Genomic DNA, 18,280 nt, shown 5'->3' with positions numbered 1-18,280 from the left:
GAGGGGGTTTTCATGAACGATTACTATGATCTGGGCACATATTCCTGTGCGGTCACGACATCGTCGCCCGAGGCGCAGCTCTGGTTCGATCGCGGGCTGGTCTGGACCTATGGTTATAACCACGACGAAGCGGTCGCCTGTTTTCAGAAGGCCGCCGAACATGACCCTGACTGCGCCATGGCGCATTGGGGCGTCGCCTATGCGGCAGGACCGAACTACAATCTGCCGTGGGATTTGCGCGACGATCAAAATCAAACCAAATCATTGGCGATTGCCTACGATTCAACGCAGCGGGCAATGTCGCTGCTGGACAAATGTACCCCGGTTGAACAAGCCCTCATCCGCGCCCTGCCCGCGCGATACCCGCAGCGTGATCCGACTGAGGGTATGCACCGATGGGACTACGATTACGCCGACGCGATGCGCGCGGCCTTTGCCGAACAGCCTGACGATCTGGATTTGCGTACGATCTATGTCGAGGCGCTGATGAACCTCACGCCATGGCAGATGTGGGATCTAAAGACCGGTCAACCTGCCCAAGGCGCAGCCACGTTCGAGGCGCAGGAGGCTTTAGAAACCGCGATGGCCAACGATCCGGCAGCCATGTCTCATCCCGGATTGCTTCATCTATATGTCCATCTGATGGAGATGTCCCCAACGCCGGAAAAGGCCCTGAAGGCGGGGGATATCCTGCGCACTTTGGTGCCGGATGCGGGGCATCTGGTGCATATGCCCACCCATATCGATGTGCTGTGCGGCCACTATCAAAACGTTGTCCATTGGAACGAACAGGCCTCGGTCGCCGATCTGAAATATTATGAGCGTGAAGGTGCCTTCAACATCTACACCGGTTATCGCCAGCACAATTATCACTTCACCATTTACGGCGCTTTGTTCCTCGGTCAGATGGAACCGGCTTTGCGCGCCAATCAGGGCCTGTGGGACACTACGCCCGAGGATATGTTGCGCGTCGAAAGCCCGCCCATGGCGGATTATTTCGAAAGCTACATGTCAATGGGGCCGCATATTCTGATCCGTTTTGGCCGCTGGGAAGAAGCCAAGGCACTGGAATTGCCTGAGGATCCCGACCTGTACCGCACCCTGACCGCGACCACGCATTATGCCCGCGCCATCGCCCATGCCGCGACCGGAGAGGTGACACAGGCCGAGGCCGAAGAGCAGTTGTTCCTCGCCGCAAAAACCTGCGTGCCCGAGGCTCGCCGATTGCACAACAACCGGGTCATCGACCTGCTGGAGATTGCAGGGGAAATGCTGCGCGGTGAGATCGAGTATCGCAAAGGCAATTATGAGATCGCTTATGCCCATCTGCGCCGCTCGGTCGAACTGGATGATACACTGCCCTATGACGAGCCATGGGGATGGATGCAGCCGACCCGCCACGCACTCGGCGCATTGCTGTTTGAACAGGGCCATGTCGCCGAGGCCGAGGCCGTCTATCGCGAAGATCTGGGTCTGGGCGGCACGCTCAGCCGCGCCTCGATCCACCCCGACAATGTCTGGAGCCTGAAGGGCCTGCACGATTGCCTGAGCGCGCGCGGAGAGGCGGTGGAAATCCGGCAGATCAAACAACGTCTGGACCTCGCGCTTGCCCGCGCCGACCGCGCAGTCGGAGCATCTTGTTTCTGCGCACAAGCCGCAATGAGGGCCGCTGAATGAGAATACCCCTTCTGGTGGCCAGCTTGCTGATTGCTGGTCCGGCGCTTGCGCAGCGCCAGACCTTTCCACCCGTTGATGAGGCGGAGCGCGATCCCACGTTGCTCGCTTTCCGCGAAGACCTGCGGGCAAAGATCGACGCCCGCGATACAGATGCCGTCGTCGCCGCCGCCTGCCCAGATATCTATCTCAGCCATGGCAGCACCGGTGGCCCGGAAGAGTTCCATACCAACCTCACCGTGCCCCCGGAAATACTGGATGAAGAGTTTCAGGACGAAGCTGCGGAGCTTCGTGAATACTACTGGTCGCAATTACAGAAAACGCTTTCCCAACCGGGATATTTCGACGATCAGGGTGAATTCTGGATGCCGCATCATTGGCGGATCACCTTGCCCGCTGCCGTGGACCCATTCACGGCGTTCTTTGTTTCGGGCGAAAGCATCACTCTGCGACAGACCCCATCGCGCGGCGCAGCCATCCTCGCGCTGATCAGCCATGAGATTGTGATCGTCCCTGACTTTCAGCCTGACGAAGAATATCAGAAGATAAGACTGACCGATGGGACTACGGGATATCTGCTCAGCGATTTCTTGACTTCGATGGTCGGTTACCGCGCCGCAATTGTGAAATCCGACGCAGGTGAGTGGCAGCTCTGCACCTTTGTGACCGGAGACTAAGCCTTCGCCTTTTTCTTCTGGGCCACAACCTTTTCGGCCAGATCACGGGCAATGGCAAAAGCCCCTTTGATCTTGTCGCTGTCCTTCTTCCAGTCGCGGCGCACGACGATCTTGTTGTCCTTAACCTTGGCCAGCCCGCGCTGGTTCTGGATGAACTCGACCAGACCTTCAGGCGAGGCGAACTTGTCGTTGTGGAACTGGATCGTCGCGCCCTTCGGCCCGCCATCTAGCTTGGCAATGCCAGCGCGTTTGCACATCGCCTTGATACGCACGACCAGCATCAGGGTGTTGACCTCTTTCGGCAGGGTACCGAAGCGGTCGATCAACTCGGCGGCGAACCCTTCCAGCTCGACCTTGGTCGACAGGGACGACAGTCGGCGATAAAGCCCCAACCGCACGTCCAGATCGGGCACGTAATCCTCGGGGATCAGAACCGGTACGCCCAGATTGATCTGTGGTGCCCATTGGTCGTCAGCATCCGACAGGCCTTCCATCTCACCCGCTTTGATCTTGGCAATCGCCTCTTCCAGCATCGACTGATAAAGCTCATAGCCAACATCGCGCATCTGGCCCGATTGCTCTTCGCCCAGAAGGTTACCTGCCCCGCGAATGTCTAGGTCCTGAGACGCCAGCGTGAACCCGGCCCCCAGCGTATCCAGCGAGCCCAGAACCCGCAGGCGCTTCTCGGCCGTCGCCGTAAGTTTCTGACGCGGCTTGGTTGTCAGATAGGCATAGGCGCGGGTTTTCGAGCGCCCCACCCGACCCCGGATCTGATAGAGCTGCGCAAGGCCGAACATATCCGCTCGATGCACGACCATCGTGTTCGCAGTCGGAATATCCAGCCCGCTTTCCACAATCGTGGTCGCCAACAGCACATCATATTTGCCGTCATAGAAGGCATTCATCCGGTCATCGAGTTCGCCCGCTGCCATCTGTCCGTGTGCAACCACATAGGTCAGCTCTGGCAACTGCTCCTTCAGGAATTCCTCGATCTCGGGCAAGTCCGAAATGCGCGGCACCACATAGAAACTCTGCCCGCCGCGATAGTGCTCGCGCAGTAGCGCTTCACGGATCGTCACCGCGTCAAACTCGCTGACATAGGTGCGGATCGCCAGACGGTCGATGGGCGGAGTGCCGATGATCGACAGATCACGTACGCCGGTCAGCGACAATTGCAACGTACGCGGGATCGGCGTGGCGGTAAGCGTCAGGACGTGCACGTCCGAGCGCAGCTGTTTCAGCCGCTCTTTATGACCCACACCGAAATGTTGTTCCTCGTCGATGATCAGCAGACCTAGGTTCTGGAACCGTATCCCCTTGGCCAGCAGCGCATGCGTGCCGATCACGATATCCACCGTGCCGCGCGCCAGCCCATCGCGGGTCTGCTGCGCCTCTTTCGCCGAAACAAAGCGCGACAATTGCCGGACCTCCAGCGGGAAACCGCGGAAGCGATCCTTGAACGAGGCCGCATGTTGTCGGGCCAGCAGAGTGGTCGGGGCGATCACAGCCACCTGCACGCCAGACATTGCCGCGACAAAGGCAGCACGCATCGCAACCTCGGTCTTACCAAAACCCACATCGCCGCAGATCAGACGATCCATCGGCGCGCCGGAATGCAGATCCTCCATGACTTCCGCTATCGCGCGCAGCTGGTCGTCGGTTTCCTGATACGGGAAACGTGCGCTGAACTCCTCCCACGCATGCGGCGGCGGATCCATGACCGGCGCCTTGCGCAAGGCACGCTCGGCAGCGATGCGGATCAGCTTGTCCGCCATCTCGCGAATACGCTCTTTCAGCTTGGCCTTCTTGGCCTGCCACGCACCACCACCCAGACGGTCCAGCAGCCCCTCGTCATGGCCGTATTTCGACAGCAGCTCGATGTTTTCGACCGGCAGGTACAGCTTGGACTGTTCGGCATATTCCAACAGCAAGCATTCATGCGCCGCACCTGCTGCCGTAACAACTTCCATCCCCTGATAGCGGCCAATACCGTGATCCACATGCACCACCAGATCACCGGGGGACAGCGATTGGGTCTCGGTCAAGAAGTTCTCTGCCTTGCGGCGTTTCTTGGGCTGACGGATCAGGCGGTCGCCCAGTACATCCTGTTCAGCGATCACCGTCAGGTCAGGGGTTTCGAACCCGTGCTCCAACGCCCAGACGGCCAGATGCAGTCCGCGTTTCCCAACGCGGGTACCGTCGGTCACAGGGATCGCCTCGGCCAGACCTTCATCCTCAATCAACCCGGTCAGACGTTCGCGCGCGCCTTCGGAATAAGACGCGATCAGCACCGGCCCCTTGGCCATCTTGTCGGTGATATGACTGGCCAGAGCGCCGAACAGGCTGATGCTCTCCTGCTGCCGCTCGGGTGCAAAGTTGCGCCCAATGCGGCCACCCGCATCGATCACACCTGGCCCGCTGGCCTGCGGCAGAGGGCTAAATTGCAGAACGCGGCGGTCACCAACGGCCTGCTCCCACGCGGCGTCATCCAGATACAGCAAACCGGGTGGGGTCGGTTTGTAAACCGTATCCATGCGCGAGCGGTTTTCGAGTGCCAGCTTGCGCGTCTCGTATTGGTCGGAAATCGTATCCCAACGCGCCAGCCGTGCGGGCGTGACCTGATCGTCCAGCGAAACGGAGGCCTCAGGCAGATAATCAAAGAGTGTTTCCAGTTTTTCATGGAAGAACGGCAACCAATGCTCAATGCCCTGGTGCTTACGGCCCGCACTGACCGCCTCATAAAGCGGATCGTCAGTACCGGCCGCGCCGAACTCAATGCGGTAGTTCTGACGGAACCGGGTAATGGCGGCTTCGTCCAGAATGACCTCAGACACCGGGGCGAGTTCGACCACCTCAAGCTTCTCGGTCGTGCGTTGCGACACCGGATCGAACCGACGCGCCCCGTCCAATACATCCCCGAACAGGTCCAGCCGGACGGGGCCGGATTCGCCCGGCGGGAAGATGTCAATAATCCCGCCGCGGATGGCATAGTCACCTGGCTCCATGACGGTCGGGCTTTGGGTGAACCCCATGCGCACCAGGAAATTCCGCAAAGCCTCTTCATCAACCCGATGATCAACACGCGCCGTGAAGGCAGCCTCGCGTAGCACGTCCCGCGCAGGAACCCGCTGTGTCGCCGCATTCAGCGTCGTCAGCAGAACAAACCGAGCCGGCATCTGGTGCACCAGCGCCGCAAGCGTCGCCACCCGTGCGGCCGCTATATCCGCGTTGGGCGATACCCGGTCATAAGGCAGGCAGTCCCAACCCGGAAACACGAAGACCGGCATGTCCGGGGCAAAGAAGGCAAGCGCCGCCCGCATCGCCGCCATCCGCTTGTCATCGCGGGCCACATGAACAACAGGACCACCCGAACGGGCAATCTCGTTCAGGACAAGCTGCGCGTCAAACCCCTCAGGGGCACCGCCAACCGTAACATGGTTCGGAGCCGTCATCGCCTCGTCCTTTCCGATTTTACCAACCCAAAAGGCCAATCGAGAAATTCTGGTACATCCCCCAGAGGGACGTGATCAAGATCGAAATCATCCCAATGATCTGAGTATAGACCCGGCATCGCGTCAGTATCTTGGATACAGTCTCAAGCGTTGGCTCCTGCCGGCGCAACCGCCGAGCCGCCGAGATATTTATCAGCATTACGAAACACAAGGGAAACAGCAGCAGAAACACCGCCTGTGCGAACTCGACACCGTAGAAGAATCCCAGCGTCGCGAGGCCGGTGAAGATGAAACAACTCAGCGCCAGGATAGCCAGACCGGACACATCAACGATATTCAGCAACCGATTCCCATTGATGCGAACGATGTCCAGCAGATCGCGTTCAGTCTGTCCACCAACCCGGCGCGCACGCACCACCAGATCGTAAGGCACCCCCATCGCCCAGTGGCTGACCGAAGACCAAAGCACGGCCAATCCGATCCAATACCATAGGTTCGAGAAGCTACGCATGTCGATGAGTTCGAAAATCGTAGAGTATATGTCCAAGCGTCAGCCCTTTATTCACCGTCTGCAGGGACCTTCATCGCATCGACGCGTCCATTGTTACCCTTGAGACTACGGGCAATTCATGCCACCCAATGTGCGATTATTCAAGGAGAGCGCGCCATGAAACCGACCATCGCCCCCTATCCCCTGACCCGCTTCCGCAGGGCCCGCCAATCGCAGGCGATACGGGGACTGGTGCGTGAGAATACCCTGACGGTCGATGATTTTATCTGGCCCGTCTTTGTGCGCGATGGGGAAGGTATCGAAGAGCCTGTACCGTCGATGCCGGGCGTCGTGCGCCGATCGGTCGACCTGATCGCCAAAGCCGCTGTCGAGGCGCAGGCCCTCGGCATACCGGCGATTTGCGTGTTCCCCTACACTGATCCCAGCTTGAAAACCGAAGATTGCGCCGAAGCCTGGAACCCCGACAACCTGTCCAACCGCGCGATTCGCGCCATCAAGGCGGCGGCTCCGGATATTGCGGTGATGACCGACGTGGCGCTCGATCCCTACAACATCAACGGCCACGACGGCTATGTGGTAGATGGCGAGATCGTGAATGATCAGACGGTCGAAGCGCTGGTGAAAATGACGCTGGCACAGGCCGAAGCCGGGGCCGATATTATCGGCCCCTCAGACATGATGGATGGCCGGATCGGCGCGATGCGCAATGCGCTCGAAGCGGCAGGGCATCACAATGTGATGATCCTCAGCTATGCCGCAAAGTATGCGAGTGCCTTTTACGGCCCGTTCCGTGATGCCGTGGGGGCCTCGGGCGCTTTGACAGGCGACAAGAAGACTTACCAGATGGATCCGGCCAATTCGAACGAGGCCTTACGTCTGATCGAACGCGATCTGACCGAGGGCGCGGATATGGTCATGATCAAACCGGGAATGCCCTATCTGGACATCTGCCGCCGCGTGAAAGACAGCTTTGGCGCGCCAACCTATGCGTATCAAGTGTCTGGTGAATACGCGATGATCCAGGCCGCCGCACAGAACGGATGGATCGACGGCGAAAATGTGATGTTGGAAAGCCTGCTGGCCTTCAAACGCGCAGGCTGTGACGGCATCTTGACCTATTTTGCACCCGAAGCTGCTCGCATTCTGCAAGGCTAACGTCTCAGATTGTCGCGATTTTTCGCCGATTTGCTGCGCCCGCGGCACAGCTTTCCCGTGACAGGCGGCCGCAATCGGCGTATTCTTGCATACAAGATCGGGAATACCCGACATATCAGGCACATATACAGAGACAGAGAAACATGAGCAGTTCAAACTCCCCCCGACTCAGCCGTCGCGGCTTTGCTTTTGGCATGGCCGGGCTGACCCTGACCGCAGCATGCGGCAATGGGGTCGGCAACTCGAATGCGGCCACCATCGACGCGCGTGTCGATGCAACGCTGAACGAAATGTACAACAAGTACCCCAACACCCTTGAGATCGCGAACAAGGCCAACGGAATGCTGGTCATGCCGCTGATCACCGAGGCCGGTTTCATCTTCGGCGGTGCCTATGGTCAAGGAGCGCTGCGTATACAAGGCGCGACCGTGGACTATTACTCGGCCATTTCGGGCAGCGCGGGCCTTCAGATCGGTGCGCAACAATATGCGCATGTGCTGTTCTTCATGACCGACGAGGCGTTGAACGATTTCCGCCGCTCGAACGGTTGGACCGCCGGGGCCGACATCGGTTACGTGGTCGATGCGACAGGAGAATCCCTGTCGACCGACACCACGCAATTACGCAAACCCGTTCTGGCTGCGGTTTTCGGGCAGGCTGGTTTGAAATTCGGCGCGACGGTCGAAGGCACCAAATACACGCGCATCATCCCCTGATACTCAGAGATACCACCCTCCCCCCTCGGACAAGCCCCGCTGCATGTTGTGGCGGGGCTCTGAGTTTCGATGGTTTTCGACGAAGACAGGCGGCATTCCTCTTTCGGTCCGGCTGGGGTTCCAGTAACCTCGGCGAAAATAATGACGCAAAGATTTCGGGGGACAAATGGGTCTGGTTTTTCGCTGGCTGGTGAGACTTACGACAGGCCTGATCCTGCTGGTGATCGCCGCCGTAGGGCTGGTCTATTTCCTGGCAAGCCAATCCCTGCCCGAATACGATCAAACCCTTGACGTAGAAGGAATAACCGCCCCGGTCGAGATTGTACGCGACACGGCGAACGTGCCGCATATCCTGGGTGCTTCCGATCCGGATGTATTTTTTGGCCTTGGATATGCGCATGCGCAGGATCGGTTGTGGCAGATGACCATTCTGCGCCGCACCGTACAGGGCCGTTTGTCCGAAGTTTTTGGGCAACGCACCGTATCCATCGACAAGTTGTTGCGCCGACTGGACCTCTACGGGCTCGCCCATCGCTCGGTCGAGGTGCAGGATGACTATACCAAAGCCGCCCTGCGCGCATATTCAGCCGGGATCAACGCGCGTCTGACCGAAATCAACGAAGAGGCGCTTGGTCGGGGTGCACCCGAGATGTTCCTGTTCAACGCGCCGGTTCCCCCGTGGCAGCCGGGCGACAGTCTAGCGATCATGAAGTTGATGAGCCTGCAACTTTCGGGCCACCTCGCAGACGAAGTTCTGCGTGCGCGTACGTCTCTGATGTTGGACGATCCTGCGCGACTTGCCGACATACTGCCCAACGTCCCCGGCCCCGGTATCGCGGCGTTGCCCGAATACGCGGCGCTGTTCCCAAACCTGCCGCGCTTTGCGCAAGGCACACCGATGCCCGACTCGCCGCTGTCCCCATTCCCGCAGCGTGGTCTGGCGGGCGCATCAAACGCCTGGACCGCCGCGCCGTCCCGCTCAGCTAGTGGTGGCACCTTGCTGGCCAACGATCCGCATCTGGGTTTCACCGCACCCGGCATCTGGTATCTGGCACGGTTGGAGCTGACCAAAGGCGGCGTAATCGGCGCGACCATTCCGGGCATTCCGGCGGTCTCGGCCGGGCGCAGCGAACGTCTGGGTTGGGGGCTGACCTCGTCCTATTTGGATGATCAGGACGTTCACATCGAACAGCTGAACCCCGATAATCCCGAGGAATACCTCACGCCCGACGGCTACAAACGCTTTCAGACCCGCCCCTCGATCATCGAGATCAAGGATACCGCACCAATCACCCTGACCCTGCGCTGGACCGAGAATGGCCCCGTTCTGCCGGGCACCGATTACGATCTGGAAACCATCACACCGCCGGGCCACGTGGCGTCATTGTCGTGGAGCGCATTGAGCCCTCGCGACACGTCGATGAGCGCCTCTCTGGCGCTGATGAACGCTGACACGGTGCGCGAAGCCATTGATCTGGGTGAAGATTTCATTGCCCCATCGCAAAACCTGTCGCTGGTCGACAAAGACACGATCGGCCTGAAATTGATCGGAGCGATGCCCCGGCGCGACCTGAATCATCAAAGCCGCGGTCGTATTCCCTCTCCCGGCTGGCTGGAACGGAACCGCTGGCAGGGTCGTCTGCCCTATACTGATAACCCTGAGTTTGTGGCCCCGGTCGGCGGCGTGCTCGGCAACACGAATAACAAGATCATTGACCGCCCCTTTCCGCGACACGTTTCCTATGAATGGGGCGACACCCAGAGGATCAATCGCTGGGAACGCCTCATGCAGTCGCGCGAAGTGCACACCCGCGACAGCTTTATCGAAGCGCAACTGGATACGGTCAGCTTCACGGCGCGGTCCCTGCTACCACTGATCGGTGCCGACCTCTGGTTCACGGGCGAATCCGCGCCCGAAGACACCCCCAAACGGCAACGTCAGATTGCGCTGGACCTGCTGGCCAACTGGAACGGTGAGATGAACGAACATCTGCCGGAACCGCTGATCTACGCCGCGTGGCTGCGCGCGTTGCAGATCCGCCTAATCACGGACGAACTCGGCCCGCTTGCTACGGAATTCAAGCACGTGGACCCCCTCTTCATCGAGCGGGTTTACCGCGATATCGATGGTGCGTCGGTCTGGTGCGACGTACATCAAAGCGCACCGCTTGAGACCTGTACTGACATGGCGCGGCTAGCACTGGACGACGCCATTATCTGGATTTCCGAGCGCTATGGCTCTGCGCTTGAGTCCTTGCGTTGGGGCGATGCGCATCAGGCAACCCATGACCACCCCGTGTTGGGTGACGTTCCGGTGCTGCGATTCTTCGTCAACATCCGTCAATCCACCAGCGGTGGCGACAACACTCTGCTGCGTGGACGCACCTCAGGCGAAGGGCCGGACCCGTTCCAGAACGTGCATGGTGCAGGCTATCGTGGCGTTTACGATTTCGCCGATCCCGACAGTTCGGTCTTTATCACCGCGACCGGGCAATCAGGCCATTTCCTGTCGCGCTACTACGACGATCAGGCGCAGCTGTGGCGGAGGGGGGAATATATCCCGATGTCGCTGGACATTGGGCTTGCCCGCGCTGCAGCCGTCGGGGTGACCGTGCTCAACCCGCGCTAATCAAATCGGCAAATCCCCGCCCCTTTCTGCGCCACTCGTGGACGCACTCATTCGTTTTCGCCTAAAATCATCAGGCCGTCGCATTGTACGAAGGGGGAAATGCATGGGCAGCCTTCGCGATACCTTGAACAATCTCGCACGTGATTATGCCATCGCCTGGAGTTCGGGCGATCCTGAATCTGTCGCTCGTTTCTTCGCCCCTGAAGGCCGGATCACCATCAATCACGGCGAAACTCTGCAGGGCCACGCAGAAATCGCTGAGATGGCGCGCGCATTGTACGCAGAGTTTCCCGATCTCGAAGTGCGTTGCGACATGATGCGATGGGCCGGACCGCATGCCTTGTTCGTCAGGACGCTCGAAGGGCACCACAAAGCCACCGGAAACCGTGTCGTCACGCGCGGTTGGGAACAATGGGAACTAACGCCGGACAATAAGATCCAAAGTTCATCGGAATGGTTCGATGCGGACGAGCGTCAAAGCCAGATTGACGGAACCTAAAGCGCTGCGAAACGCGCCGCTTGTTTGTCGGTCCAGAGTACCGTGATCTCAAAACCCTCTTCGGTCTGTTCCTCTGATCGCACGACATCCTGACGAAACAGCCATGCACGCTTTTGGCCCTCGGCAAAGCCCAATGACAGCGTCACCTCATGCCGCGCGCCCTGCAGAATCGTTGCAATTTCAGAGAGCAGAGGATCAACGCCCTCGCCCGTCACGGCCGATATCGCAAAGATCGCCGGATCGCGCTCAGCCCGCGCCGTAGCGGCTTCGCGTTCGTCGCGATTCAGCAAGTCGATCTTATTCCAGACCTCAAGCCGGGGCCGATCATCCTCGACCCCGAGAGAGGTCAGGATCGTCTCAACATCCTGCGCCTGTGCATCCGTCTCTTCGTGGCTGATGTCGCGGACATGCACGACCAGATCAGCGCCCAGCACCTCTTCCAACGTGGCGCGGAAAGCGGCGACCAGCTCGGTTGGCAGGTTCGAGATAAAACCCACCGTGTCGGACAGGATCACTTCGGGGCCATCCGGTAGCTCAACCCGCCGCATCGTCGGGTCCAGCGTAGCGAACAGCATGTCCTTGGCCATCACCTCGGCCCCGGTCAGACGGTTGAACAGGGTGGACTTCCCGGCGTTGGTGTATCCGACCAGAGCGACAATCGGGTACGGAACCTTGGCTCGCGCGGCCCTGTGCAGGGTGCGTGTCTTCACCACTTTCTGCAACTGGCGGCGCAAACGCACCAGTTGTTCGTCGATGGCGCGCCGGTCAGCCTCGATCTGGGTTTCGCCGGGTCCGCCGACAAAACCAAGGCCACCACGCTGGCGTTCTAGGTGGGTCCAGGCCCGCACCAGCCGCGTACGCTGATAGCTGAGCGCGGCCATCTCGACCTGCAGCACACCTTCTCGGGTACGCGCACGGTCGCTGAAGATCTCCAGAATCAAACCGGTCCGGTCGAGGATTTTGACCTTCCACGCCTTTTCCAGATTGCGCTGCTGAACCGGTGTCACCGGCCCGTCGATCAGAACCAGCTCAATCTCATTATCATGGAGGCGCTCGGCGAGTTCTTCAATCTTGCCGCTGCCGAACAACAATCCGGCTTGTGCGCGCGGCAGGCGCACGATTTCAGAACCGACCACATCCAGATCGGGCAAAGCGGCAGCCAATGCCACCGCCTCTTCCAGCGCCGGTTCGGGGACACGGCGCTGTTCATCTGATTTGATTTCGGGATGCAGCACCCAAGCGCGGGTGCGCGCCCTCTCATGTTCCATCAAGAGGCGTCTTCGCCCTCATACAGGTTGATCGGCTGTGACGGCATGATGGTCGAAATCGCATGCTTATAGACCAACTGCGACTGTCCGTCGCGGCGTAGAAGCACGCAGAAATTATCGAACCAGGTGATCACACCCTGCAATTTCACGCCGTTGATCAGGAATATTGTGACCGGGACCTTTGCTTTCCGTACATTGTTCAGGAACGCGTCCTGCAGATTCTGTCTGTCCGAAGCCATATTTTATTATCTCGCCATTGTTCTTGCTACGCGCTGCGGACCAACGCGCTCCCTCTGGAGGAGTATGGAGTGCCGCGCACAGATATTCCAGATGAAAAATCAGGCAGTAACGCCAACCGTTGACGATAGGTCAATCGCGCCACAGAGTGGGCGTGATCAGCGCAACGATGGCCAGCGTCTCAAGCCGCCCGATCACCATCGCCGCGCAAAGCGTCAGCTTGGCCCCGCCGGACAGGTCGATCAGACGGATCGGAACGTCCGTTGCCAGCTCGATCAACGGCCCCGTCGTGCTGAGCGCGGCAACGCTCAGCACCATTGCCTGTTCAAACCCGACCCCCATCGCGGCCAGCAAAAGATCAAACATCGCCAGCGTCAGAGCGAACATCATCAGAAAGATCCACGCGATGAAGGCACCGTCGCTTTGGATGCGGCGGTTGCCCCCGCCCTCGCCACTTACCGATGAGGGATAGATCAGCCGGTCAATCTCACGCTTACCATTGAGGTAGAGCGCAAAGACACGCAACAGCTTCACCCCGCCTGCGGTGGTTGCAACCCCGCCTCCGATCAGTGCCAGCCCCATCAGGATCAGCCCCGGCGTGCCCAGGCCCGAGAGTTGCTGCGCATCATTCCAGTTTGCACTCTCAAACCCTGCCGTGGTCAGGAACGACATCGCAGTAAAGATCATGCCCCAGATCACCTGCAGCGCCTGCAGCGGAGTGACATCAATGCTCAGTTCCGCCACGCCCGACAAAAAGCGCAGGAACAGCAGCACGGCCACGGCAAGCACGATTGAAACGCCGATGCGAAGCTCGGGGTCTTTGTCCAACCGGGTATAGCCCGAGGTGGCCGTGTCGGTTGAGAATGTCAGCCGCGACAGGGCGAAGAACAGAAAGAGAAACAGGATCGCCTCCCCTGTGAAGCCAGCTGTCGACCCCTCCAACCCTCCGACAGGCGAGATGCCCGACGTCGCCATCACCGACATCGCATGGCAAACGGCTGTCAGACCCTGCTCTCCAGCGATCAGCAACAGGATCCAGATTACAGCGGTTAGCCCGGCATAGACAGGGGTCAGCGTACGCGTCACGCGGATCAGATGCCCGCGCGGATCCATCTTTTCGCTTTGCGCCACGCCGGTGACCGGGCGGCCCGGTTGTCCGCGCGCAGTGACCTCGAACCCTCCCAGCGACAGCGGGGCAAGGATCGCCGCCGCCGCAATCCACATCAGCAGACCGCCCAGCCAACCCACCAGAGCGCGCCACAGATGTAGTGGCGCAGACAGGCGTCCGGGATCAGGAAACAGATCAGCCCCGGTGGTGGTGAGCGCACTGACCATATCGAAATAGGCGTTCAGAAAGCTCGTCGTGCCAAGCGCCTCATGGAATGGGATAGCCAGAAAAACCGGCAGGATCGTGAACGAGGCCAGCAGAACGGCCAACTGGCCCAGCGTCCCGCGTCGCGGTGTTCTGTTCGACATCGCCACAGCAATGATCGACACTACAAACAGGCCTAGAAGCCCGGAATAAAAGAACGATCGCGAGGTGTGGTGATCATCCAGTGTCAGCGCGTAGATCGCTGGTATCCACATCGCAAGCGCCGAAACGCCCCAGATCATCAGAAGCAACGGCAGCCGCCGCAGCACTCCGACCCGATGCTGTCCGCGCGCTTGCAACATCAGAAGAAATCGATCGAGACCTGCATCAGGCGTTCCACCTCGGGTACGTCCTTGGCCATCGCAAAGATGGCGACCACGTCTTTCTCATCAATGCGAAGGCTGCCGGTCGGGCGCACTACTTCGTCGCCCTTACGTACCGCTCCGACCAGAACGCCTTCGGGGAAATCGATGTCACGCAGTTTTTGCCCGGCCATCGGTGAGGTTGAAAGCACCTCGGCCTCGATCACTTCGGCCTCGGCATCGCCGATGGAATAGACCTGACGAACGCGCCCGTGGCGGATATGGCGCAGGATCGAGCTGACGGTCGTGGCGCGCGGGTTGATATAGGCGTCGATGCCCAACGGGCCCATCAGCGCCACCATGCTGGGGTCATTGATCAATGCAATGGCCAGCGCGCAGCCCTCGCCCTTGGCACGCACGGCGGCCAGCATGTTGGTGCGATCATCATCCGTAACCGCAAGCATCGCATCCGCGCGTTCGATACCCGCCTCGCTCAACAGTGCCGAGTCCAGACCATCGCCGTTCAGAACGATCGTCCGTTCCAACGCCTCAGCGGCGATTTCAGCGCATCTGCGATCGCGTTCGATAATCTTGGCACGCACGCGGCTTTCACGCTCTTCCAGCGTCCGGGCCACTTCCAGCCCGACATTACCGCCCCCAACGATCACAACCCGATCCTGCTGGCGTTGCGCCTTGCCAAACACCTCCATCGTGCGGTCGACATCCTTGACGCTGGTGAAGACATAACATTCGTCGCCAACAAACAGCTGATCATCCGGCTCGGGGGCAAACAGCGACCCTTCGCGCCGGACGCCCACGACGATGGAACTGAGGGTCGAGAACAGGTCGGTCAGCTGACGCAGAGGCGTATTCACAATCGGGCAGTCCTCATCGACCCGAATGCCCAAAAGCTGCGCCTTACCATCCATGAACAGTTCGGTGTCAAAGGCCGAAGGGGCCGAGAGGCGCCGCATGGCCGCTGCCGCGACCTCGCGTTCGGGGCTGATCACAACATCAATGGGCAGATGATCGCGGCGGTAGAGATCGGAATGGATCGCCTCCAGATAGGATTTCGAGCGCAGCCGCGCGATCTTGCGCTGGATCGCAAACACCGAATGCGCCATCTGACAGGTGACCATATTCACCTCGTCCGAATGGGTTGCGGCGATGATCATATCGGCGTCACGCGCCCCTGCCCGTTCCAGCACATCCGGATAGCTGGCGAACCCTGCAATGCCCTGCACGTCCAGCGTCTCGGTCGCGCGGCGCACCAGATCGGGGTTGTTATCGACCACCGTCACATCGTTCAGCTCGCCCGAAAGATGACGCGCAATCTGCCAGCCCACCTGACCGGCACCGCATATGATGACCTTCATACAATTGGCCCCTCTGCCTGAAATCTTTGAATGACAGATGCCCCCAAAGCGGTCAATTGAATTGTCATACCGCATAAGCTGCGGCAAGATAAGCGCATGAAAACATTGCTGCCCGGCCTGATTTGCCTGCTGACCCTTTCTGCTTGCGGACCACTGTCGCTTTATTACCGCGAGGGCGAGAGCGTCGCGCGCATGCAGACCGAGACCACCGCCTGTCAGGTGCAGGCACTGAAAGACGCCCCCGTCGCCAATCAGGTCCGGCAGAGCCCGCCGGTCTATTGGCCCGGTCGCACCTATTGCGACCGCAATGGCAGATGCTATCGAAATCCGGGCTGGTGGGAGCCGGGACGGATTTACACGGTCGATGTGAATCAGGGCCTGCGAAACAAGGTCGAGGCGCAGTGTATGGCCTCAAAAGGGTATCGCCCGGTCAGCCTGCCACCCTGCAAACAAGGGGTGAAATCGCGGGTTGTGCCCACTCGGACGACCACATTTCCGCCCTTGAGCACCGAGTCCTGTTTCGTGAAGTTTGACGATGGCTCGTTCCAGATCATCACGCCGGGGCAAACGGGATAGTCCTCAGCCGCTAGTCGCTGACCATAGCGCGGCGCAGTCCAAGAAAGATGTGCAGCATCATTGCTATGGCATAGAACCCGACAACAGCCCCGAACATCGCCGTTTCATCAATACCCACAAGGATCGCCAGCAGAACCGGAGTGCCCAGCAGGTTTCCGGCATTTCCCATCTGCGCCATTCCACCATAGCTAAGCGCCTGCGCCTCGGCCGTGTCATTGAGCTGAGGTACCGCAGCAAAACTGCCGCCCTGAACCAGCCCCAACACGGCAAACAAGGCAATACCGACAACCGCCAGCGGTGCCCCGATAAACAAGGCCCCGATGCTCACTATGCCCAGACCAAAGCCTAGATTAACAACGGTGACACAGGAAAAGACATTCAGAAGCAGCGGCACCAACAGCCAGGACAGCGCAATCCCAGCCAAAGGCATCAATGCCGCAACCGACGCGCCCTGCCCCTCAGGCAACTGTCCCGGCAGAATCGCAAGCAGCGAAACAAAGGTCAGCGTATAGAAGAACCACCCGATCGCGGGCGCCGAAATAAAGGGTGAGCGGTAGGTTCTGACATGAGCCTCAAGAAACGCAGCCAATCCACGGCTTCTTTCCTCAATCGATCCCATCTCGATCTTGATCCGGCTCAGCGCGATCATTGCGGCGATCAACAGCATCAGGGCTCCGTGCAGGGCGAAATAGGTGGGCAGTCCGAAACGGTCTACAATCGGCAGGCCGAACCACGCATTCAGCGCGAAGGCGACACCAAAGAAGGTGCTCCACAACACCATCGCCAGATTGCGCGCCTTGCCGGTGGTGATCTGGGCAATCAGCGTGGGGGCCGCGACAACGATTGCCAGATGCGACGCCCCTTCGACGACGCGACTTGCCAGCATCATTTGGAATCCCGGCAGACTCGCCTGCAGCAAAGACAAAGCACCGCCCAGAACCAGCCCGGACAAGAGCAGACGCATCGGCCCAACCCGGGCAGTGATCGCGCCCGAGGTCGCCCCGAACACCGCACCCATCAGGCTGATGATCGACAGTGACCAGCCGATCACCGCGGATTGCTCGGGATACAGCAGGCTGATTTCGGCGAAAGGTACAGCGATCTTGGCGAATTGCGTGGCAGCACCAAGCCCTGCAAACCAGATCAGCATGACCTGCGCAAATCTCAGGTAAGGAAATGTCATGTTCCGGGTCTAACCCGCCCGGCTGCGCGCGGGAACGCATAAATTATGCGACTTGCCCCCGCGATCCGCTGACCAGACGAACCGGGGTGCCATCGGCCAGATACAGCCGCTCCCAAACGATCTGGCCTGCACTGATCCTGATACGGTCATGCACGGCCTCTGAGGTCAGAAAGGCCTTGGGTGCGGGCGTGTGCATGTCCCACCAACCTTCGCTTTGCAGCTCTGCTTCAGCCTGCCGGATCTCGTCCGTCGCAAACTGCCAGAGCGAGACGCCCAGCAGAGCATTCTGCGAGGTTTTCCAATCTCGGGCCCGGCTGGCCGAATAGGCCAGACAGGTATGGCTGGCCTCCTCAACCAAATGAACGCAGTCAGTCGATTGGGCCACCAGCCGTTTCAGCGCTGAATCCTGAACGCGCACTGGGGCCAGAACTGAGAAAACGCCCTGCTGTATCTCTGCCGAAGGGGTGTGAGCCCCGCTCTCCCACCTCGAAATCGTGGCCTGATCCACTTCCAGCATATCAGCCAAAGCGGATTGCTTGAGGCCAACCGACCGGCGAAGCCGTCTAAGCCTGCGACCAAATGCAGGATAGCCGATGGGCCCTGTACCATCGGCTTTTGCATACCTGCTGATCAATTGCTTCGCCTTGGTCGCA

15 protein-coding genes are annotated in these 18,280 nt (G+C 59.7%); 7 read left to right on the top strand and 8 right to left on the bottom strand.

The features are described 5' to 3' along the window. Positions 1–12 precede the first annotated feature (12 nt). Both ACR0NF_RS03360 and ACR0NF_RS03355 read left to right on the top strand, forming a co-directional pair. Positions 13–1,677 carry a tetratricopeptide repeat protein gene (locus ACR0NF_RS03360; protein ID WP_480777771.1) on the top strand — a complete coding sequence of 555 codons (1,665 nt, stop codon included), beginning with the start codon at positions 13–15 and terminating at the stop codon, positions 1,675–1,677. Further along, entirely contained in the window at positions 1,674–2,351 is a 678-nt protein-coding gene (locus tag ACR0NF_RS03355; protein ID WP_480777770.1) for an SH3 domain-containing protein, read from the top strand. Before ACR0NF_RS03360 ends, ACR0NF_RS03355 begins: the two co-directional genes overlap by 4 nt. Here ACR0NF_RS03355 and mfd read toward each other — a convergent pair. Continuing rightward, the gene (gene mfd / locus ACR0NF_RS03350) at positions 2,348–5,803 is read right to left on the bottom strand and encodes a transcription-repair coupling factor (protein WP_480777769.1); all 3,456 of its coding nucleotides are present in this window, start codon (positions 5,801–5,803) and stop codon (positions 2,348–2,350) included. The genes ACR0NF_RS03355 and mfd overlap by 4 nt on opposite strands. 19 nt (positions 5,804–5,822) lie before the next feature. Then, on the bottom strand, positions 5,823–6,350 hold the full coding sequence (locus ACR0NF_RS03345; protein ID WP_480469657.1) for a component of SufBCD complex: 528 nt from the start codon (positions 6,348–6,350) through the stop codon (positions 5,823–5,825). A 120-nt stretch (positions 6,351–6,470) separates the two neighbouring features. Between ACR0NF_RS03345 and hemB the strand changes: the two genes are divergently transcribed. The 4 genes from hemB to ACR0NF_RS03325 all read left to right on the top strand — a co-directional run bounded on the left by hemB (position 6,471) and on the right by ACR0NF_RS03325 (position 11,313). Then, positions 6,471–7,469, top strand: coding sequence for a porphobilinogen synthase (gene hemB, locus ACR0NF_RS03340; protein WP_480666842.1), 999 nt, complete (start codon positions 6,471–6,473; stop codon positions 7,467–7,469). A 143-nt stretch (positions 7,470–7,612) separates the two neighbouring features. Then, on the top strand, positions 7,613–8,185 hold the full coding sequence (locus tag ACR0NF_RS03335) for a lipid-binding SYLF domain-containing protein (RefSeq protein WP_480469655.1): 573 nt from the start codon (positions 7,613–7,615) through the stop codon (positions 8,183–8,185). Positions 8,186–8,351: 166 nt separating this feature from the next. After that, complete coding sequence (locus tag ACR0NF_RS03330; RefSeq protein WP_480666840.1) at positions 8,352–10,814, top strand: penicillin acylase family protein; 2,463 nt, start codon at positions 8,352–8,354, stop codon at positions 10,812–10,814. A gap of 103 nt (positions 10,815–10,917) precedes the next feature. After that, entirely contained in the window at positions 10,918–11,313 is a 396-nt protein-coding gene (locus ACR0NF_RS03325; RefSeq protein WP_480469653.1) for a nuclear transport factor 2 family protein, read from the top strand. Here the strand turns inward: ACR0NF_RS03325 and hflX are convergent. The 4 genes from hflX to trkA form a co-directional block, all read right to left on the bottom strand. Continuing rightward, on the bottom strand, positions 11,310–12,581 hold the full coding sequence (gene hflX / locus ACR0NF_RS03320; protein ID WP_480777768.1) for a GTPase HflX: 1,272 nt from the start codon (positions 12,579–12,581) through the stop codon (positions 11,310–11,312). The genes ACR0NF_RS03325 and hflX overlap by 4 nt on opposite strands. Further along, positions 12,581–12,820, bottom strand: coding sequence for an RNA chaperone Hfq (hfq, locus tag ACR0NF_RS03315; protein ID WP_005982826.1), 240 nt, complete (start codon positions 12,818–12,820; stop codon positions 12,581–12,583). The genes hflX and hfq overlap by 1 nt, the downstream gene beginning before the upstream one ends. Before the next feature lie 130 nt (positions 12,821–12,950). After that, positions 12,951–14,492: a TrkH family potassium uptake protein gene (locus tag ACR0NF_RS03310; protein ID WP_480469651.1), complete on the bottom strand. Its 1,542-nt coding sequence runs from the start codon at positions 14,490–14,492 to the stop codon at positions 12,951–12,953. After that, positions 14,492–15,868 carry a Trk system potassium transporter TrkA gene (gene trkA / locus ACR0NF_RS03305; protein WP_480469650.1) on the bottom strand — a complete coding sequence of 459 codons (1,377 nt, stop codon included), beginning with the start codon at positions 15,866–15,868 and terminating at the stop codon, positions 14,492–14,494. Before trkA ends, ACR0NF_RS03310 begins: the two co-directional genes overlap by 1 nt. Before the next feature lie 96 nt (positions 15,869–15,964). Here trkA and ACR0NF_RS03300 point away from each other — a divergent pair, with 96 nt between their 5' ends. Next, complete coding sequence (locus tag ACR0NF_RS03300; protein ID WP_480657480.1) at positions 15,965–16,444, top strand: hypothetical protein; 480 nt, start codon at positions 15,965–15,967, stop codon at positions 16,442–16,444. Positions 16,445–16,454: 10 nt separating this feature from the next. On the opposite strand, the gene ACR0NF_RS03295 is transcribed toward ACR0NF_RS03300, so the two are convergent. Further along, positions 16,455–17,627, bottom strand: a complete 1,173-nt coding sequence (locus tag ACR0NF_RS03295) for an MFS transporter (RefSeq protein WP_480469648.1) — start codon at positions 17,625–17,627, stop codon at positions 16,455–16,457. Positions 17,628–17,670: 43 nt separating this feature from the next. Further along, positions 17,671–18,261, bottom strand: a complete 591-nt coding sequence (locus ACR0NF_RS03290; RefSeq protein ID WP_480469647.1) for a helix-turn-helix transcriptional regulator — start codon at positions 18,259–18,261, stop codon at positions 17,671–17,673. Positions 18,262–18,280: the final 19 nt, after the last annotated feature.

The organism is Ruegeria sp. CF4 (genome assembly GCF_056537345.1).
Note: the sequence above shows the minus strand (reverse complement) of the source record. Positions and strands in the feature narration are given on the sequence as shown.